The sequence below is a fragment of the Planktothrix tepida PCC 9214 genome (assembly GCF_900009145.1).
Lineage (GTDB): Bacteria > Cyanobacteriota > Cyanobacteriia > Cyanobacteriales > Microcoleaceae > Planktothrix > Planktothrix tepida.
The window spans coordinates 165,808-182,760 of record NZ_LN889801.1; the positions used below are offsets into that span (position 1 = coordinate 165,808).

The 16,953-nt window shown below is 39.0% G+C and carries 18 protein-coding genes and 1 riboswitch; of the genes, 15 read left to right on the forward strand and 3 right to left on the reverse strand.

What is annotated here, in order from left to right; genetic code table 11:
* Positions 1-28: 28 nt before the first annotated feature.
* From PL9214_RS13530 to PL9214_RS13540, 3 genes are all read left to right on the forward strand, one after another.
* A complete protein-coding gene (locus PL9214_RS13530; RefSeq protein ID WP_072719463.1) occupies positions 29-757 on the forward strand; it encodes an HAD family hydrolase in 729 nt (242 codons plus the stop codon).
* A gap of 52 nt (positions 758-809) precedes the next feature.
* Positions 810-1,817 (forward strand): S66 peptidase family protein, encoded by a 1,008-nt coding sequence (locus PL9214_RS13535; RefSeq protein ID WP_072719329.1) that lies wholly within the window; start codon positions 810-812, stop codon positions 1,815-1,817.
* A gap of 482 nt (positions 1,818-2,299) precedes the next feature.
* The gene (locus PL9214_RS13540) at positions 2,300-3,340 is read left to right on the forward strand and encodes a hypothetical protein (protein WP_072719330.1); all 1,041 of its coding nucleotides are present in this window, start codon (positions 2,300-2,302) and stop codon (positions 3,338-3,340) included.
* 61 nt (positions 3,341-3,401) lie between these two features.
* Here the strand turns inward: PL9214_RS13540 and PL9214_RS13545 are convergent, their stop codons facing one another.
* Together PL9214_RS13545 and pheA are read right to left on the reverse strand one after the other, a co-directional pair.
* Entirely contained in the window at positions 3,402-4,790 is a 1,389-nt protein-coding gene (locus tag PL9214_RS13545) for a hypothetical protein (RefSeq protein WP_072719331.1), read from the reverse strand.
* Between the two features lie 122 nt (positions 4,791-4,912).
* Complete coding sequence (pheA, locus tag PL9214_RS13550; RefSeq protein ID WP_072719332.1) at positions 4,913-5,755, reverse strand: prephenate dehydratase; 843 nt, start codon at positions 5,753-5,755, stop codon at positions 4,913-4,915.
* A gap of 327 nt (positions 5,756-6,082) precedes the next feature.
* On the opposite strand from pheA, the gene PL9214_RS13555 reads away from it, so the two are divergent.
* From PL9214_RS13555 to PL9214_RS13565, 3 genes are all read left to right on the forward strand, one after another.
* Positions 6,083-6,670: a DUF1997 domain-containing protein gene (locus PL9214_RS13555; RefSeq protein ID WP_072719333.1), complete on the forward strand. Its 588-nt coding sequence runs from the start codon at positions 6,083-6,085 to the stop codon at positions 6,668-6,670.
* A 177-nt stretch (positions 6,671-6,847) separates the two neighbouring features.
* A complete protein-coding gene (locus PL9214_RS13560) occupies positions 6,848-7,060 on the forward strand; it encodes a hypothetical protein (RefSeq protein WP_072719334.1) in 213 nt (70 codons plus the stop codon).
* 341 nt (positions 7,061-7,401) lie between these two features.
* Positions 7,402-7,917, forward strand: a complete 516-nt coding sequence (locus tag PL9214_RS13565) for a hypothetical protein (protein ID WP_245824244.1) — start codon at positions 7,402-7,404, stop codon at positions 7,915-7,917.
* Between the two features lie 17 nt (positions 7,918-7,934).
* Here the strand turns inward: PL9214_RS13565 and PL9214_RS13570 are convergent, their stop codons facing one another.
* A complete protein-coding gene (locus PL9214_RS13570) occupies positions 7,935-8,738 on the reverse strand; it encodes a DUF928 domain-containing protein (protein WP_083580007.1) in 804 nt (267 codons plus the stop codon).
* 175 nt (positions 8,739-8,913) lie between these two features.
* Between PL9214_RS13570 and PL9214_RS13575 the strand changes: the two genes are divergently transcribed.
* The 9 genes from PL9214_RS13575 to dnaK all read left to right on the forward strand — a co-directional run bounded on the left by PL9214_RS13575 (position 8,914) and on the right by dnaK (position 16,898).
* A complete protein-coding gene (locus PL9214_RS13575) occupies positions 8,914-9,465 on the forward strand; it encodes a PAS domain S-box protein (protein ID WP_072719336.1) in 552 nt (183 codons plus the stop codon).
* Positions 9,466-9,485: 20 nt separating this feature from the next.
* Entirely contained in the window at positions 9,486-9,728 is a 243-nt protein-coding gene (locus PL9214_RS30085) for an EAL domain-containing protein (RefSeq protein WP_245824250.1), read from the forward strand.
* 80 nt (positions 9,729-9,808) lie between these two features.
* A complete protein-coding gene (locus tag PL9214_RS13585) occupies positions 9,809-10,333 on the forward strand; it encodes a DUF937 domain-containing protein (RefSeq protein WP_072719338.1) in 525 nt (174 codons plus the stop codon).
* Positions 10,334-10,387: 54 nt separating this feature from the next.
* Positions 10,388-10,681 (forward strand): TIGR03792 family protein, encoded by a 294-nt coding sequence (locus tag PL9214_RS13590; protein ID WP_072719339.1) that lies wholly within the window; start codon positions 10,388-10,390, stop codon positions 10,679-10,681.
* A gap of 439 nt (positions 10,682-11,120) precedes the next feature.
* On the forward strand, positions 11,121-12,023 hold the full coding sequence (locus tag PL9214_RS13595; protein WP_139295051.1) for a hypothetical protein: 903 nt from the start codon (positions 11,121-11,123) through the stop codon (positions 12,021-12,023).
* A 107-nt stretch (positions 12,024-12,130) separates the two neighbouring features.
* The gene (gene cynS, locus PL9214_RS13600) at positions 12,131-12,574 is read left to right on the forward strand and encodes a cyanase (protein ID WP_072719341.1); all 444 of its coding nucleotides are present in this window, start codon (positions 12,131-12,133) and stop codon (positions 12,572-12,574) included.
* Positions 12,575-12,652: 78 nt separating this feature from the next.
* Positions 12,653-12,794: riboswitch (cobalamin riboswitch) on the forward strand.
* A gap of 30 nt (positions 12,795-12,824) precedes the next feature.
* Positions 12,825-13,496 carry a HupE/UreJ family protein gene (locus tag PL9214_RS13605; protein ID WP_186440361.1) on the forward strand — a complete coding sequence of 224 codons (672 nt, stop codon included), beginning with the start codon at positions 12,825-12,827 and terminating at the stop codon, positions 13,494-13,496.
* A gap of 88 nt (positions 13,497-13,584) precedes the next feature.
* Positions 13,585-14,622, forward strand: coding sequence for a cobalamin biosynthesis protein CobW (gene cobW, locus PL9214_RS13610; RefSeq protein ID WP_072719343.1), 1,038 nt, complete (start codon positions 13,585-13,587; stop codon positions 14,620-14,622).
* Between the two features lie 248 nt (positions 14,623-14,870).
* Positions 14,871-16,898: a molecular chaperone DnaK gene (gene dnaK / locus PL9214_RS13615; RefSeq protein ID WP_072719344.1), complete on the forward strand. Its 2,028-nt coding sequence runs from the start codon at positions 14,871-14,873 to the stop codon at positions 16,896-16,898.
* The last annotated feature ends 55 nt before the right edge of the window (positions 16,899-16,953 follow it).

Consider the following 16,953-nt stretch of genomic DNA (forward strand, 5'->3'; position numbering starts at 1 on the left):
TTCCTCAACAGTTTTTTTTCTGATCATCATGAACTATTTAGCTTTAGCAACGGATTTTGATGGAACCTTAGCGACCGATGGAATGGTGGAGGAGTCTACTTTAAATGCTTTAGAACGGTGGCAACAGTCAGGGCGAAAGTTAATTCTGATTACGGGCAGACAACTCGATAATTTAATTGCTCATATTCCGGTTATTAATGTGTTTGATTGGGTGATTGCAGAAAATGGTGCTGTATTATATCAACCCCCTACAAAGCTCGAAAAATTATTGGCAGAACGCCCGTCTGAAGACTTTATAAGCCTCTTACGCGATCGCATTGACCAAAAACAACAATCTTTAAAAAATCAAGCGGTTCCAGAGGAATTTTCTCAGATTGCTCAAGCTCAATTATTTGAAGCGTTGGGGGTGGGTCGAGTGATTATTGCCACTTGGGAACCCTATTTAGAAATTACCCAGAAAACGATTCAAGAGTTAGGCGTTAATCTCCAAATTATTTGCAATAAAGGAGCAGTGATGGTATTACCCGAAGGCATTAATAAAGCCTTTGGATTAAACGCTCTTTCCCAATTAATCAACCTCCCTCTACAACAAATTGTAGGTGTTGGGGATGCAGAAAACGATTGTGACTTTTTAGAACAATGTGGTTATTCCGTAGCTGTTGCTAATGCCTTACCCCAAGTCAAAGAAAAAGTTAATTGGGTCACAAAAAACAGCCGAGGAGCAGGGGTAATAGAATTAATTAATCACCTTCTATAACTGATGATGCGGATACTTGATAACTGATAACTGACAACTGATAACTGATTACATGAATCGTCGTGATTTTTTAGCAGGATTAACCTTAACGGGAATTGCGACTCAGTTGCCCGTTTTAGCTCAGTCTGCATCTGTTTCTGGGTTACTCAAACCTTCCCGTTTAAAGCCAGGAGATACAGTGGGGTTAGTGACTCCAGCCAGCCCGATTTTAAAGGAGCATTTAAAGTGGATTCAACTACAATTAGGACAACAGGAATTAACCGTTAAAGTTGCCCCTCATGTTCTGAGTGAATACGGCTATTTAGCAGGAACCGATCAACAACGGGCAGCCGATATTAATCAAATGTTCGCTGACCCAACGGTTAAGGCGATTATTGCCACAGGAGGCGGTTGGGGAAGTAGCCGAATTTTATCTTTATTAGATTATGATTTAATTCGCCAACATCCTAAAATTTTTCTCGGTTATAGTGATATTACAGCCTTATTATTAGGATTATATAGCCAAACGGGATTAGTCACCTTTCATGGATTATTAGGCACTTCATTATGGACTCCTTATTCCGTCAATTGGTTAGAAAAACTTTTATTTGATGCCCAAAATATTACCTTTCAAAATCCTGCCAATATTCGAGTTGAAACCCTTTATCCAGGTCAAGCCCAAGGACGGTTAGTGGGAGGCAATTTATCAGTTTTATCAACTTTAGTGGGTTCCGAGTATTTACCCAGTTGGCAGGGCAAAATCTTATTTGTGGAAGATGTAGGTGAGGATATATACCGAATTGATCGAATGTTAACCCATTTAAAATTAGCTGGAATTTTAGATCAAATTTCGGGATTTATTTTTAGTCAATGTACATCCTGCACCCCGGGGGAGGGAAATGAACCCTCGTTAACCTTATGGCAAGTCTTAACGGATTTAATTCAACCCTTAGAGATTCCCGCCTGGTATGGTTCGATGATGGGTCATATTCGAGATCAATTTACGGTTCCTTTAGGAATAGAGGTAGAAATTGATACTAAACAAGGCACAATTGCAATGCTAGAAAATGCTGTGACTTAAGAATAATATTCCTGTTTTAATGTATTCAGTTTTACGAAAATTAGGAGAACACAGACAACCCAGGAAACTGAGTGTCTGCGTTACTTCCGATGATCACGGGCAATATATCACTCTGATATTGATTGTTCCCTCTTTTTGATTATTTGTTCCCTCTTTTTGATTATTTGTTCCCTCTTTTGGAGGGAAGCCTTTACAATTCCTATAAAAAACTAAATTTATATTAAATTTTGGTTAAAATTAAATCATACTATTATTGATTTTTGTATCCCAAACTACAAGTATTGTAAGAAAAAGTTTACACAGTTAAAAATTTCCAAAAAGTATAGAATGTCTTTAGAAAAATTACCTAAAATTATCAATTAATTCGACTAGACTTGAAGCAGACTGTAGAATTTTAGGAACAAACGGTTTTCTGAATTCTACTTTTGCCGATATATTGCTAAATCCTCCAATGAACCTGACTACCAAGGACGCAAACTTTTATGATGTTCTCCCAATCTCCAGAACAACTGAACCCTCTATCTAATTCCCTAGATAGAACTGAAATGACATTGACGGCTGTTCGATGGGCGCAGAAATATTATGCAAAAGCTGCTGCTCATAGCCATCGCAGTTCAACTCATCTTTTTTTAGACGATCAGGAAGTTGATGTTACTGAATTTGATGAGGATCGTTCTCGCATCGTGGCAGAGCTCATGAAAAACTTGAGCCTTTTAGGAACATTAGCATGGAATAAAGTTGGAGCCATTTTAGGGATTGACTGGAATCGCTATCCGGTCAATAAACTAGAATTAAAACAGGCAGCTACCCTGATTCAAGATGTATCTAAACTGTATCATCAAGCCTTGGAAGTTTTTGCTCAATATGAATACCCCTTCCGCCTATCGGTATCCCTAGGGCGAGAGACGATCAAACTGCGTCGTAAATACTCTCAAGCAGAACCCTTGATGTTAGTTTTACTCCAATTGCAGTTTCATTATATGGGGCGAATGTTGTTGGAGTGGATGTCGATGAAGGAAAGAACGGTTTTCTTTCTCTACTTTAAAACGTTAGAGGATTATTTATATTCTCCGTTAGGGGAAGTGAATGATTTAGCCGCCCAACATCAACCAGATTCTCCCGCTTTAATTGCGGTTCAACAGTTACTTTCCATCTTCACAACCGTTGCTCATCATACTTATCATAAAGTGTATGATTTGAATCTAGGGTATCGCAGTATTAGCGGGGATCTGAAAAATCATCTCCTTCAATACTCTGCTACTCGCGATATTGAGTTATTCCAAATTTATTTATGCTGGTGCGTCTTACAGAATAGTTTATACCCAATCCAACAGGAATTATTTCCCATGTGTGTAATTTTATATCCTAGACTCCATATTAGTTGGAAGTTAATTCAGGATATGTTGAGTGAGCTATCCGAGGAATTAGAAAAACGTTTGCTTCCTCAAAATTTCGCCGTCTTTTGTCCCTATCTTCAGGTATTAGCAGAAATCTTTTCTGATCGAGTAGTGCAACCGATCTAATCCAAGAAACCCGGTTTCTCAGCCAGAGATAATAGCAAGAAACCCGGTTTCTGAGTAACCGTTAAGATTTCCCTGGCCCTAACTTATACCAATGTTGTACCGCTAACCAAATTCCTGATAATAATCCCGCTAGACTTAACGTTATCCCACTATAGGGAACTAATAAACCAAAAATCGGTAATATAGCCCCAGAAATGGTACAAATCATTGTCACCCAAGCGGCTTGACGGTTTTTTCCGAGTCCCCAAACTGCAAAAAGTAATAAGGGAGATATCAACATCCACGCCAGTTTCGCATCAATGAAGCGACTGCTATAGGTTAAAGTTAATAAACAGGCAAAAAACAAGCCTGCAATGATCATAATATCTCGCAAGGTTAAGGGTAAAGAGAGATACAGTAAAATAATCCACCATAAAAATATTCCTGGTGCTAATAATAATAATCGTGGGATCACGCCTGTATTCCGAACTGGGGAAGTTGCCGTAAAGACCCCTAATGGATTTTTAACAGAAATATTGCCTTCATAAACCCAAGAAAGTTGTCGATTTTCTCCTGCTTCTTTTGTAACAGTTGGGACTGCGCCTGCAAATTCAGCATTCGCAAACTGGGCTAAAACATTTAACTGAAAATTCGATAATAATTGATCCCCCGGTTGATAAACCCATCGGGGAGCGCCTTGAGCTTGATAGCTAACTTTAAAATTTGTGGTTTCTCCCGGTGCTAATTTAAACGGAAATCCATAATCTCCAGGGTTGACTTGAACTAAGGGTTTGCCATTTTGTTCAACTTGAAAATCCTGTAATAATAAATAACCATAGGGAGGCGGAACTTCAAAGAAAAATTCTGAGATGCCTTTGAGTTGATTTTTAACTTCATAGTTTCCCACGAAATCCACACTATAAATCCATTGTTTGGTATCGGGACTGGTCGTTTGATTGATTTTAACCTCAATTTTTGATCCCGCTAAGGTCATCCAACGAGATACAATACGGGTACTTTTAACTTCAATGGTTTTACCCTCAACATATCGATAATCGGTGAAGGGTTCTTCAATGTCATAGCGAATGCGAGGTGCGGTTTGTTCTAAACGTTCTCCCGCAACGGTAGTGGCAATTTGAGTAATCTGTTGTTGTTCCCAATTATGATAACGATTGGCTAAGGTAGAACAGAGAAAAAATCCACTGGTGATCACCAGAACAATTAAAATAAAATGGGGTAACATTTGCAGCCATTTCACATATTGTTCTAAGGCGGTTCTCAGAAGAGGAACTGAAATCCCCTCCCCTCGTTTCTTGACTGACCAATTCATCAAAGATAAAATCACACCCATTGCTGTTAAAAAAATGGCAAAGTGGGTTAATCCTTTCATTATTCCTGATGCCAATTCAATTAATTCATTCGGATGGGTCAAATCAGGAATACTGGGAATGCTACTCAAAAAAATATCCATAGAACCTTAAAAACTCAGTAGGGTGTCAGTAGGGTGGCGGAGAACAGGGGGAAATTTTTTCTCCCCTCAACCTGGATTCTCACCCATCCTACAAGAGAAATTGACCCGTTTCCGAATCGAGATTAATTCAGGTTTAATAGGGTATAACTTCCAAAAATTTTGAGGGTTTCTGTGAAGGATCTTAATTCTGCTAAAGCGGATTGTACGGATTGCTCATGGCTATCCGCTTCTAAATCCATAAAAAATAGATAATCTCCTAGGGAACGCTTACTAGGACGGGATTCTATTCGGCTTAAATTAATACCTCGTTCCGCAAAAATAGTTAAGGGTTTAGCTAATGCACCCGGAACATTCGCCGGAACACTAAAGCCTAAAGACGTATATTTTCCCGGCCCTGAAGGTTGTAAACTGACGACCCAAAAACGGGTACAATTATCGGAATAATCGTTAATAGGATGGGCAAGAACGGGAAGTTGATATAATTCTGCTGCTCGTAAAGACGCGATCGCAGCGACATGAGTTTCATCCCTGACCAATTGTAAGGCTTCTGTTGTTGAATTTTTAGCAATTAATGGCACATCGGGGAGGGATTTTTCTAACCATCCTTGACACTGGGCTAAGGCTTGGGGATGGGAATAAACCACTTGAATTTGCTCAAAGTTTTGGGCTTGGGAAATCAACGCATGGGCGATGGGAAGAATTAAGGCTTGTTGAATTTGTAGGGAACCAATTTGCCATAATGTATCCAACGTCATACTAACACTGCCTTCAATGGAATTCTCCACCGGAACAACCCCAATCTGGGCATCTCCTTTGGCAACTGTCCATAGGGTTTGACTAATACTCGAACAGGGACATAACATCACTTCTTCCCCGGTATTTTGGGTCAAAGATTGGGCATAAGCTAAGGCGGCGGCTTCCGCATAAGTCCCCGATGGGCCAAGATGGGCAATGGAAACGGTCATAATTTCACTTCCGTAGATATAAATTAATCGCCAAGGATGGAATTAACCCCCAAGATAGAAATTGTTTTGAGGGTTCCTCCACTTCAGTTACATTTTGCTAGATTACGTTACAATTATTTACATTAATCTCATCAATGTTACCCTTATCATGAAAAGATTACGGATTTTAGGGATTTCACCGATTTCATGAGGTTTACCGATTTCATGGCTTTCGTGAATCATCAGCGACCCGGTTTGATCCTGACTTGCGATGGATGAAAATTGTTTGAAAATTTCTTAAATTTTATTAAGATAAATTTCAAAATTTGTAGACTTTAATAATTTTTTATGTATACCCACTTTCAAGCTTCTCAAACTGTTGAAATGGCTGTACCCAAGCCCAATTTGATTCACCATTATCTACGTCAACCGAAACGTTTGGTGAAGGCGTTAGTTGATCCGACTCGTTTGGATCACTTGGGAGAGGAGATTTACCGCTTAAAAATGCGTCCTTTGCAGTTCATGATGTTCAGTTTACAACCGACGGTAGACTTGAAAGTCTGGATACAGTCCGATGGAATTCTTAACTTAAAATCCGTTGGCTGTGAAATTCGAGGAATTGAGTATATTAATCAACGGTTTTCCCTGAATTTAGTGGGGAAACTCTATCCAGTTCAATTACAAGGAATTACCCATTTAAAAGGTCAAGCGGATTTAGAAGTAAAAGTTGAACTTCCTCCCCCTTTATGGTTAACGCCCCAACCTATTTTAGAAACAACCGGAAATGGATTATTAAAAAGCGTGCTGATGACGGTTAGGCACCGATTAGTTCATAATTTATTATCGGATTATTCCCATTGGTCTGAAGAACAATTAGGAGTTGGGGGACGCCAACCTCAGTCTAACAATGCGGTATCGAGTATGGAGTGGCTGTAGCGTTAAGTTGTGAGAGATCACATTCCTAAGATGATGTAGATCACAATTAACCTTTGTTCCTCATCACCCTATTGTTTCCGTAGAAATCAGTACAGTAAAGGTATCAGGATCACCCCAGGTTTTGTGGAAATCCCTGATACTAAATATTGTGATGGCTTTTACCAGGAGAATATTGCAATGACTTGTATTCGTGATGTTGTTCAAGAAGTGATGTCTACCGGCTATCTTAGCCTTCATACCGAAAACAAATTAAGACAAATGCTACAAACTACCCATTATGGTACAGATGATATTAATGCCTTTGCCAATTTGCAGTTAGCAGCAATGTCAGGGAAGGTTAAGCAGGAGTCGCGGGAATTATATCAATTGGCGATTATGCAACAGTTTTAAACTTAAACTTGCGGATAGGAAGCACCGAAGAACTCATTTTTAAACTTTTATTATTTTCCTGGAATATTATTATCATTTTTTTATTAAGATTAATTAATTTTTCTATATTTTTAAATTTATAGGTAATTATTTTTGATCATATAGCAATCCCAAATAGATTGTAATAATTTAAAAGAGAACAGTCGGTTATGACTCTTGTTATAAGGTTTAGTCTTGTCAAACCCCTTATCTTCTGACCGGGCTAGTTGTGATCCATATCACTTTTGAGATGTTAATTCAGTCAAACGCCATCGTGCGTATTCTCACGGAGATGACGATAAGAGCATCACGGGGAAACCCTAGTGGTATCACTGACAGTTGGGGATAATACCGCGATTATTAACAATACAAATCAGGATAGTCCCTTAGAGAGAAACACAAGAATGATCGTGGTTGTCAAATCTAGTCAAACCTTTGTGAGCGCGACGGGTTCACTCAAACCCATTCCCTTATCCACTAAATTTGGTGAGATTGAGTTGGAACAACTTTGTAGAATTGCTCAACAAAATCAATGGAAAACCGAAGATCTCGAACATCGAATTGCTCAAGCTCGGTTGATGGTGGATGCGAATTGGGCGACTCCCAAGGATTATGCTCTTTTAGAGTTAGATAAACGCGGGAAATTACATCTGGTGGATGGGGTAGAGTATTGGATGGTGGAATTAGATCAAAACCGTGCGGCTGGAGTTTACTTAAATCCAGATGCTTATACTCTCGATGTCATGATTGTCAATGTAGAATGGTTCGCACCCATTCATCGGGAGACAGTAACTACTCTTCAACGATTAATCGAGTTAACAGAATCTCCTTATCCTTAAATATTCAAAGTCAGGGTTTAATGATTTTGGGGTTGAGTTGGCATCGAATTAATTTCAACGTTAATCCAAGGAACTCCAATTAACCTTTCTAGTCCGTTCGCTTTTAAAAGATTGTCCCAAGTAGCTGTTAAAGTCGCATCATTAGGATTTTGATGACGTAATTCATCTAATAAAATCAGGGCATCATATTCTAATCCCAGGGATTGATACAGTTTAAAACGATCATAAGCGGTCATCTGTTGTAGAAGTTTTGTTTGTATTTCTCGATTAGTGGAAAGCCGTTGGATTTTTCCTTTAATCATAGTGCTTCCACTAAAATCTCCTGTCGTGTCACAAGTGATTTGAAAAGACCAAGAATAAGGATTACCCGTTTCTACAAATAACTCAGCAACGGATTTGGGTAAACTGATACGCAATAAACCAGATTGAGCTTCTAAATTCAATTTCCCTTCATAGATTGTGTTTTTATTTTGATCTGTAATGATGAATTCTCCTAGGAAGGGTGATTGTTCAGGAACAGATAAAATCTGATCGGATTTCAAAGGGGGAATATAAAATAAAAAAGTAGGAGTATCTGCTAAGGTCGTTGGTGTCCCCTGTTTGGGTTTAATGGCAATTAATGGAATATCAAAACAATATCCTCGCGTGATATTCGGTTCTGTGGCAGGTTTGTCGGTATCGGGTGGGGGTGTTACATCTTCACTGACTTGAATGGGAGAGGTTTGAGGTTGTGGAGATTGTTGGAATATAGAAAAGTTAAAACCTAGCCCCGTGGCTAAGGTCATACTGAGGAAAGCGAAATGGAATGGATGACGTGACATTTATGTTTTTCCTCGTCTATAAAATACGTTAACCTGACCTGTAATCTCCTAATTATTGCATCAGTGTAGCATTCAGATTCATTCTAGTTTTCTGCTAGCTCATTGGAATGACTCAGGAAATATTCAGGGAGACTCGGTTAAACTATAAACAACCTCTTTAGGCATAGTTTTTTATATGAAATTCTGGAAAAAATTACTGATTGATCCATGCTATCAAATTACTTTAATTTATGCAATAACGGGTGGTCTTTGGATTGCTTTTTCTGATCATCTATTAGCCCTATTAGCCCATTATCCCTATTCTATTACGGTTTTTCAAACGATTAAAGGCTGGTTTTTTATCTTAATTACCAGTCTCCTCCTCTATTATTTAATTCGTCAAGAAACCCAGCGTTTGCAACTTTCCGAAAAACGGTATCGAGATTTATTTTTGAATCATCCTCAACCTATTGGGGTTTATGATCTAAAAACGTTAAAATTTTTGGCTGTTAATGAAGCTGCGATCGCTCATTATGGTTATTCAGAATCAGAATTTCTGAAGATGACAATTTTAGATCTGTGTTCTCCTGAAGAGTCTGAATCGTTTAAACTTTTGATGACATCAAATGCTAAAAGTAGTGATCAAAAAAATCTATCTAAACATCGCAAGAAAGATGGAATGTTAATTGATGTTGAAATTCTTTCTCATCAATTACAGATGATTTTGGAACCGGATATTCTTCTTTAAGTTATTTACAGAATTTACCCATTGATACCCTAAAAATTGATAGGAGTTTTGTCAAAAATTTAGAATCTCCAGGGAAAGATTTGGAAATCACAAAAACCATTGTTAATTTAGCCAAATGCCTGAATTTAGATATTATTGCTGAAGGGATAGAAACCCCAGTTCAAAAAGAAATTTTACAATCCTTGGGTTGCGAAGCCGGACAAGGATATTGGTTTTCACCGCCCTTAAATTGGACAGGAATAACAAATTTTTTATCGATTTAATTTAAGCAGTTGACGAAAGATCAGTTAAAATAGAGTTAAACTTCAAGATAGTTTATTTGTATTAGGACTTTAGGAACACTATGGGACTATTCGATCAAATTATAACGGCTCTCAATGATCCAAACCAAGCCGGAAACAGCACTCAGATGAGTAATATTCTCAATACGGCTCAACAGCTTGGGAACCAATTAGGTATTTCTCCTCAAACCAGTCAAATGGTGATGTCAATGGTGGGGAGTTCTGTTCGGTCTTCTTTACAAGAAAAACGAACCCAACTTGGAAATGAGGCGACTCAAAATATCGTCAATGAATTTGGAGGAACAACACCGAGTACCCAGGCGGTTCAAATGTTATTTTCTCCCACTCAGCAACAACAATTAATTCAAACTATTTCTCAACATACGGGTGTTAGTTCCCAAACCCTTCAATCCCTTTTACCAGTGGTTGTTCCTTTAGTTTTAAACCTTCTAAAAACCGGAACAAATCAACAACAACCTCAAGGAGGTTCTAATCAAGTTTTGAATAGTTTTTTAGATGCAGATGGCGATGGAGATGTTGATGTTGCGGATGCGATGCGTTTAGCAGGACAATATTTTCAAAGTTAAAGGAAATAGGGAGAAGGAGAGGGAATACCAAATCGGAAATTAGCACCAAAAATTATGGTTATTGAGTGGTTAAAATTTCAAGTTCCCCCTGAAAAATGGGAAGCCTTTATTCAACGGGATGAAGAAGTTTGGACAGCCGGACTTCAAGAGTTTCCTGGGTTTTTAGGAAAAGAAATTTGGGTTAATGCTGAACAACAGGAAATTGTTTTAGTGATTCGTTGGGAGTCTCAGACCCAATGGGATGCTGTTCCCGAATCTAAAATCCAACAACTCGACGAAGCAATGGGCGAATTACAAATGCCTATTGTAGAAAGTCGAGCTTATCAAATGTCGAAATTGATTCCCTAAAAATCCGTTAAATTATTGATGATAATTTGTGAATTAAAGCCAGAATAAAATTCACACTTAGAAACCCAACCCCAATCACTAAAATCACAAAAGTTGTAAGACTCAATATTGAGCGCAACCTATCGGATTTTAAGGGTTCATTAGGTTTCATGGTCATTCATCTCCTAGGAATTATCGTTTTTTGAGTCTTTTGTTACCCTTTTACAAACCCCATTTTCTAGGGATGAGGATTGAAAACAAGAGTTAAAGGTGTTAAAATCCAGACCAGTCAAGACAATCACGGCAGAAGTTAAACTGATTCTGTCCGACCCCAACATCTTAACAGTTAAGCACTCAGGAAGCGAGTATCACTTAGTAAATTTTGCGTGCGTTGATCGATTAATTTCTGTATTCTGGAGTTAGCCACTCTGTCCTACTCTAGCCAGTAAAATAGATTATTATGTTTCCTCCAGCCTCTTCTGCCCATCCTTCTCGACCCCATGCTATAACTCCTAGCGCTATGCCAATGCCTAACTCTATCTTTCCTAGAACGGTTTTTTCAACGTTGAAACAACGGCATTGGTTAGAGTGGTTAGAGTATCTCTCCCTAGCAAGTTCAGCCATCGGTTCTGGAGTTGTTGCCCTTTCCGGTCAAGCCTTTTATGGCGTTGCCCCCTTAACCTTAGCAGTTTCATTAAATGTTGCTAACCGCTATCGTTTAGAACAACAAACCCATCAAAGTCAAATGGAAATTGTACAGGTTCAAAATTCCGTTGAAAAATTAGAAAAAAATACGGTTAAAGTGGTTATGGGGTTGAGACAACAACTCCTCAATGAAATTGAATCCCTCCAGCAAAAATTAGAAGAATATCCGAACACAGACGCTTTAGAATCGGTTTATCGAGCTAAACAAGTTGCCGCTTTAGGACAGTCAGTAACATCCATGCAGGAACATATTGCTGGAGCTTTAGAAGAAGTTCGGGAGCAGTTTCGTCAAGAATTACACAATTTTTCCTCAACAGAATTTGTCCATTTAGAATCGTTACAAGAAAATTTGAAACAATTACAGGATATTACCTACGAATTAAGAAATAATGCTGTAACTCAACAGGATTTTCAAGGCCGATTTGTAGAAATTCAAGATGTCATTCATCAATTACAACAAGAAAAATCTGTACAACCTTCTTCCTCGGTAGATTTATCCCAAATTCAAACGAGATTAGATGCACTAACCCAAGAACATAAAGAGGTGATTAAACCCCATCTGAGACGTTTATTGTCCGTTGTTAAACAATTACAAACCACTCAGACTCGACCCTTGCCCGTTCCTCCTAAACCCCTGCCCAAACATCCCACCCAATAAGGATAACCTACCTTTTCTAAAAATCAAAAACTTTTGTTAATATTGACCCAAACTATTTTATAATCTGAGATGATTCTACACGCTATAAATTCTACGAGGAAGATTACATGGCTGTTTCAGAAATCACTGAAAAATTGTTAGCCGCAAAAAAACATAAAGGAGTCACATTTTCTGATTTAGAACAACTATTGGGACGCGATGAAGTTTGGATTGCTGCTGTTATCTATCGGCAAGCTAGTGCTTCTTATGAAGAAGCCAAAAAACTGATTGAAGCGTTAGGTTTAAGTTCAGAATATATTGAAGCCTTGACTGATTATCCAGTAAAAGGATCACTGGAGCCTGTGATTCCAACTGATCCCTTAATTTATCGATTTTATGAAATTATGCAAGTCTATGGAATGCCCCTCAAAAGTGTCATTCATGAAAAATTTGGAGATGGTATTATGAGCGCTATTGATTTTACCTTAGATGTGGATAAAATTGAAGATCCAAATGGTGATCGGGTTAAAGTCACGATGAATGGAAAATTCTTACCGTATAAAAAATGGTAATTTTTTGAATGGATCTCTGAGATTTCTCCTAGTTAAATACTGGGAGAAATTTTTGACTAAAATGTAATCCTATGATACAGTCAAGGATCTGAGTCGGTTCTAGCGGGGAACAGTCGCTAGAAGTAAGGGGAAAGTTTGGCGCAAATCCAACACTGTCCCGCAACTGTGATGAGAGTCTTGATCTCTAAGTCAGAATACCCACCGAAATCAGATTATTCTTTCACACATCTGCGCGGTACAGATGATGTTTATGATGTTCAAATCATTTCAGCGTTTTTGTCAGGATTTCTCGCTACAAAATAATAATCGAGTCTTTTTTTTAGGCATCAGTTTATTATTACTGTTGATGGCGCAACCTGCCACAGCCCATCATGCCTTTGGCGGTCGAATTCCGAAGAATTTTTTTGAAGGATTTTTATCAGGACTCGCTCATCCCATCATTGGAATTGATCACTTTGCCTTTATTCTTTCCATTGGTTTAATTGCAGCTAGTATTGTGGGTGGAATTTGGATAATTGTCGGGTTTCTAGGGGCTGCTATGTTAGGGACAGCAATCCATTTAATGAGTTTTAATTTGCCGGTTCCTGAAGTGGCGATCGCCCTATCGGTGATTACCATTGGCATTTTATTAGTGCTGAAAAAACAATTACCCCTAGCCGTATTAATCAGTTTAGCAAGCGTAGCGGGTTTATTTCATGGCTATGCCTATGGAGAATCAATTATGGGGGCAGGAATGATGCCTTTAATCTCCTATTTGGCAGGATTTACTTTGATTCAATTGGGAATAGCGGGAGCGACGATGAAACTCGCTCAATCCTTCCAACAAACCTTAGAAACTAGCAAATATTCCCTGATCAAATATTCAGGTTTTGCTGTTGTAGCGATTGGGGTAATTGCTTTATCTAGTGCAATTACAGGCTAATTTCCCTTAAGTATATTTCAGTTTTACTGCTGTAGAGATGTTAAATTAAACGTCTCTACTTTTTACCTTTAATCTTTAACTCAATCTTATGTCTGCCAAAATTCCTGTTACCGTCATTACTGGATTTTTAGGAAGTGGAAAAACCACCACCATTCGTCATTTATTACAAAATAATCAAGGTCGTCGCATAGCCGTTTTAGTGAATGAATTTGGAGAAGTCGGTATTGATGGAGAATTGATCCGTTCTTGTCAAGTTTGCGATGATGAAACCCCAGAAGTCAACTTAGTAGAACTCACCAATGGTTGTTTATGTTGTACCGTGCAGGAAGAGTTTTTTCCCGCTATGCAAGAACTTCTAAAACGACGAGATAAAATCGATCATATTGTGATTGAAACCTCTGGGTTAGCATTACCAAAACCCTTAGTTCAAGCCTTCCGATGGCCGGAAATTCGCACGGGTGCAACAGTTGATGGTGTTATAACCGTAGTAGACTGTGAAGCCATTGCTAAGGGGACGTTAGTGGGGGATATTGAAGCAGTTGAAGCCCAACGTCAAGCTGATCCTAATTTAGATCATGAAACCCCTATTGAAGAATTATTTGAAGATCAACTCGCCTGTGCGGATTTAATTTTATTAACAAAAACCGATCATGTTGATGCCGAAACTCAACAGAAAGTTGAAACCTGGTTAAAACAAGAATTGCGTGAGGGCGTTAAAATTGTTTCTTGTCAACAGGGAAATATTCATCCTGATGTGATTTTAGGGTTTAATTCAGCCGTTGAGGATAATTTAGAAGCCCGTCCCAGTCATCATGACACTGAAGAAGAACACGAACATGATGATAATATTAATTCAGTTCCTGTGATTTTAACCCAAGACTTTGAACCTCAAGACTTAATTGAACGGTTAAAAACAATAGTTAAACAACAGGAAATTTACCGGATTAAAGGGTTTGTTTCGGTTCCCCATAAACCGATGCGGTTAGTTTTACAAGGAGTTGGCGATCGCATTGAAACCTTTTATGATCGTCTCTGGAAACCAACAGAATCTCGTCAAACCCAATTAGTATTTATTGGGGAAAATTTACAAGCTTCTGAAATTAAAAATGCCGTTTTAGGGAATTAAAACCTATTTTTAGGGTTGATAGGGGCGGGTTAAAGTTAACTTTTGATCCTCAAAAATCATTGATTAACACCTGCCCTAATTTTGTGCCAAAATTTGTAAATCATTAGGATCGGTAGTCTTCAAGATTAAGAATAGCCCCAAACTTAAATTATAGGTCAGGGAACCAGTAGACGTTACACTGCGTTACAACACGATAGAATATAAGGTGATCTAGCCAGAAACCATATTGACAAGGAGATAACCAACGCATGGGCAAAGTAGTCGGCATTGACTTGGGGACAACGAACTCTGTGGTTGCGGTCATGGAGGGCGGTAAACCCGTTGTGATTGCTAACTCTGAAGGGATGCGAACCACCCCCTCCGTCGTTGGGTTTACCAAGGAAGGAGAACGCATCGTGGGACAGATGGCTAGACGTCAGGCGGTTTTGAACCCCCAAAACACCTTTTATGGGGTCAAACGGCTGATGGGTTGTCGCTATTCTGACCTGTCTCCCGCCTCCAAACGGGTTCCCTACACGATGCGACGGGATGAAACGGATAATATTAGAATCAAATGTCCCAGAGTTAATAAAGATTTTGCGCCGGAAGAAATTTCGGCAATGATATTAAAAAAATTAGTTGAAGAAGCGACTCGGTATTTAGGAGAAGAAATTACCGGGGCTGTGATTACGGTTCCTGCCTATTTTAATGATTCTCAAAGACAAGCCACTAGAGATGCCGGACGCATTGCCGGATTAGAGGTTAAACGCATTTTAAATGAACCGACTGCGGCTTCTTTAGCTTATGGTTTAGAACGCAGAGATTATGGCACAATTTTAGTGTTTGATTTGGGGGGCGGAACCTTTGATGTCTCGGTTTTAGAGGTGGGAGAAGGGGTATTTGAAGTCAAGTCTACCAGTGGAGATACGCAACTGGGAGGAACGGATTTTGATCAGAAAATTGTCGATTGGTTAGCAGAACAATTTCTATCAGAAGAAGGAGTAGATTTAAGACGCGATCGCCAATCGTTACAACGGTTAACAGAAGCGGCTGAAAAAGCAAAAATTGAGCTTTCTGGCGTTGGAGTTACGGATATTAATTTACCCTTTATTGCTGCTACAGAAGACGGCCCAAAACATTTAGAAACCCGCTTAACCAGAGGAGAATTTGAGGGATTATGTGGGGATTTAATTCAACGGTTACGTCGTCCGGTGAAACAAGCGTTAGCGGATGCGGGATTAACTTCTAATGATATTGATGATGTGATTTTAGTCGGCGGTTCTACTCGAATGCCAATGGTGCAACAATTAGTTAGAACGTTAATTGATTTAGAACCGAATCAAGGGGTGAATCCTGATGAAGTAGTGGCGGTTGGTGCGGCAATTCAAGCGGGAATTTTAGCCGGAGATGTACGAGATGTATTATTATTAGATGTTACTCCCTTATCGTTAGGATTAGAAACCATTGGGGGAGTCATGAAAAAATTAATTCCCCGTAATACAACTATTCCAGTGCGTCGTTCTGATATTTTTTCAACTTCAGAAAATAACCAAACTTTGGTAGAAGTTCATATCTTACAAGGAGAACGGGAATTAGCCGTTGATAATAAATCTTTAGGTCGGTTTAAGTTAACTGGAATTCCGCCCGCACCGCGAGGAGTTCCACAAATTCAAGTCGCTCTTGATATTGATGCGAATGGTATTTTACAAGTTACCGCCTTAGATAAAACCACCGGACGAGAACAAAGTGTTGTAATTCAAGGTGCTTCTACCTTATCTCAAGATGAAGTTAATCGCATGATTCGAGATGCGGAAAAATATGCAGAAGTTGACCGTTTACAACGAGAACGAGTCGAAAAACGCAACCGCGCCCAAGCTTTAACCTATCAAGCCGAACGACAATTAAGAGAAGTTGCTTTAGATTATGGAATGCAATTTGCTCAACGTCAACGGTCAAGAATTGAAACCTTAATTCGCTCTTTAAGAGATAGTTTAGAACGAGATGATGACCGAGGAATTGATCAAATTAGTGTGGATTTACAAGATGCTTTATATGAGTTAAGTCGGGAAGTTTCTGTGTTTGCAACAGAGGATGATGAGGATGATTTATTTGGTTCAATTCGTCGAACCTTTTCCGGTGAAAAACGTCGAGTTGATCCCTATGAACCTCCGACTCGCAGTTATTCTCGATATGAACCCCGCACCAGCAGTGGCGGTAGTTTAGGTGGAGGTGTATCTCGGACTCGTCGCTATTCTCCCAGTGATAATTGGGATGATGATGATGATGATTGGCTGTAACCTTAGAAACCCGGTTTCTTTTAGAAACCGGGTTTCTGACCACTTAATTATGAAC

Coding starts and splice junctions, on each gene's coding strand:
- PL9214_RS13530 (WP_072719463.1), top strand. CDS start 29: ATGAACTATTTAGCTTTAGCAACGGATTTTGATGGAACCTTAGCGACC.
- PL9214_RS13535 (WP_072719329.1), top strand. CDS start 810: ATGAATCGTCGTGATTTTTTAGCAGGATTAACCTTAACGGGAATTGCG.
- PL9214_RS13540 (WP_072719330.1), top strand. CDS start 2,300: ATGATGTTCTCCCAATCTCCAGAACAACTGAACCCTCTATCTAATTCC.
- PL9214_RS13545 (WP_072719331.1), bottom strand. CDS start 4,790: ATGGATATTTTTTTGAGTAGCATTCCCAGTATTCCTGATTTGACCCAT.
- pheA (WP_072719332.1), bottom strand. CDS start 5,755: ATGACCGTTTCCATTGCCCATCTTGGCCCATCGGGGACTTATGCGGAA.
- PL9214_RS13555 (WP_072719333.1), top strand. CDS start 6,083: ATGTATACCCACTTTCAAGCTTCTCAAACTGTTGAAATGGCTGTACCC.
- PL9214_RS13560 (WP_072719334.1), top strand. CDS start 6,848: ATGACTTGTATTCGTGATGTTGTTCAAGAAGTGATGTCTACCGGCTAT.
- PL9214_RS13570 (WP_083580007.1), bottom strand. CDS start 8,738: ATGTCACGTCATCCATTCCATTTCGCTTTCCTCAGTATGACCTTAGCC.
- PL9214_RS13575 (WP_072719336.1), top strand. CDS start 8,914: ATGAAATTCTGGAAAAAATTACTGATTGATCCATGCTATCAAATTACT.
- PL9214_RS13585 (WP_072719338.1), top strand. CDS start 9,809: ATGGGACTATTCGATCAAATTATAACGGCTCTCAATGATCCAAACCAA.
- PL9214_RS13590 (WP_072719339.1), top strand. CDS start 10,388: ATGGTTATTGAGTGGTTAAAATTTCAAGTTCCCCCTGAAAAATGGGAA.
- PL9214_RS13595 (WP_139295051.1), top strand. CDS start 11,121: ATGTTTCCTCCAGCCTCTTCTGCCCATCCTTCTCGACCCCATGCTATA.
- cynS (WP_072719341.1), top strand. CDS start 12,131: ATGGCTGTTTCAGAAATCACTGAAAAATTGTTAGCCGCAAAAAAACAT.
- PL9214_RS13605 (WP_186440361.1), top strand. CDS start 12,825: ATGATGTTCAAATCATTTCAGCGTTTTTGTCAGGATTTCTCGCTACAA.
- cobW (WP_072719343.1), top strand. CDS start 13,585: ATGTCTGCCAAAATTCCTGTTACCGTCATTACTGGATTTTTAGGAAGT.
- dnaK (WP_072719344.1), top strand. CDS start 14,871: ATGGGCAAAGTAGTCGGCATTGACTTGGGGACAACGAACTCTGTGGTT.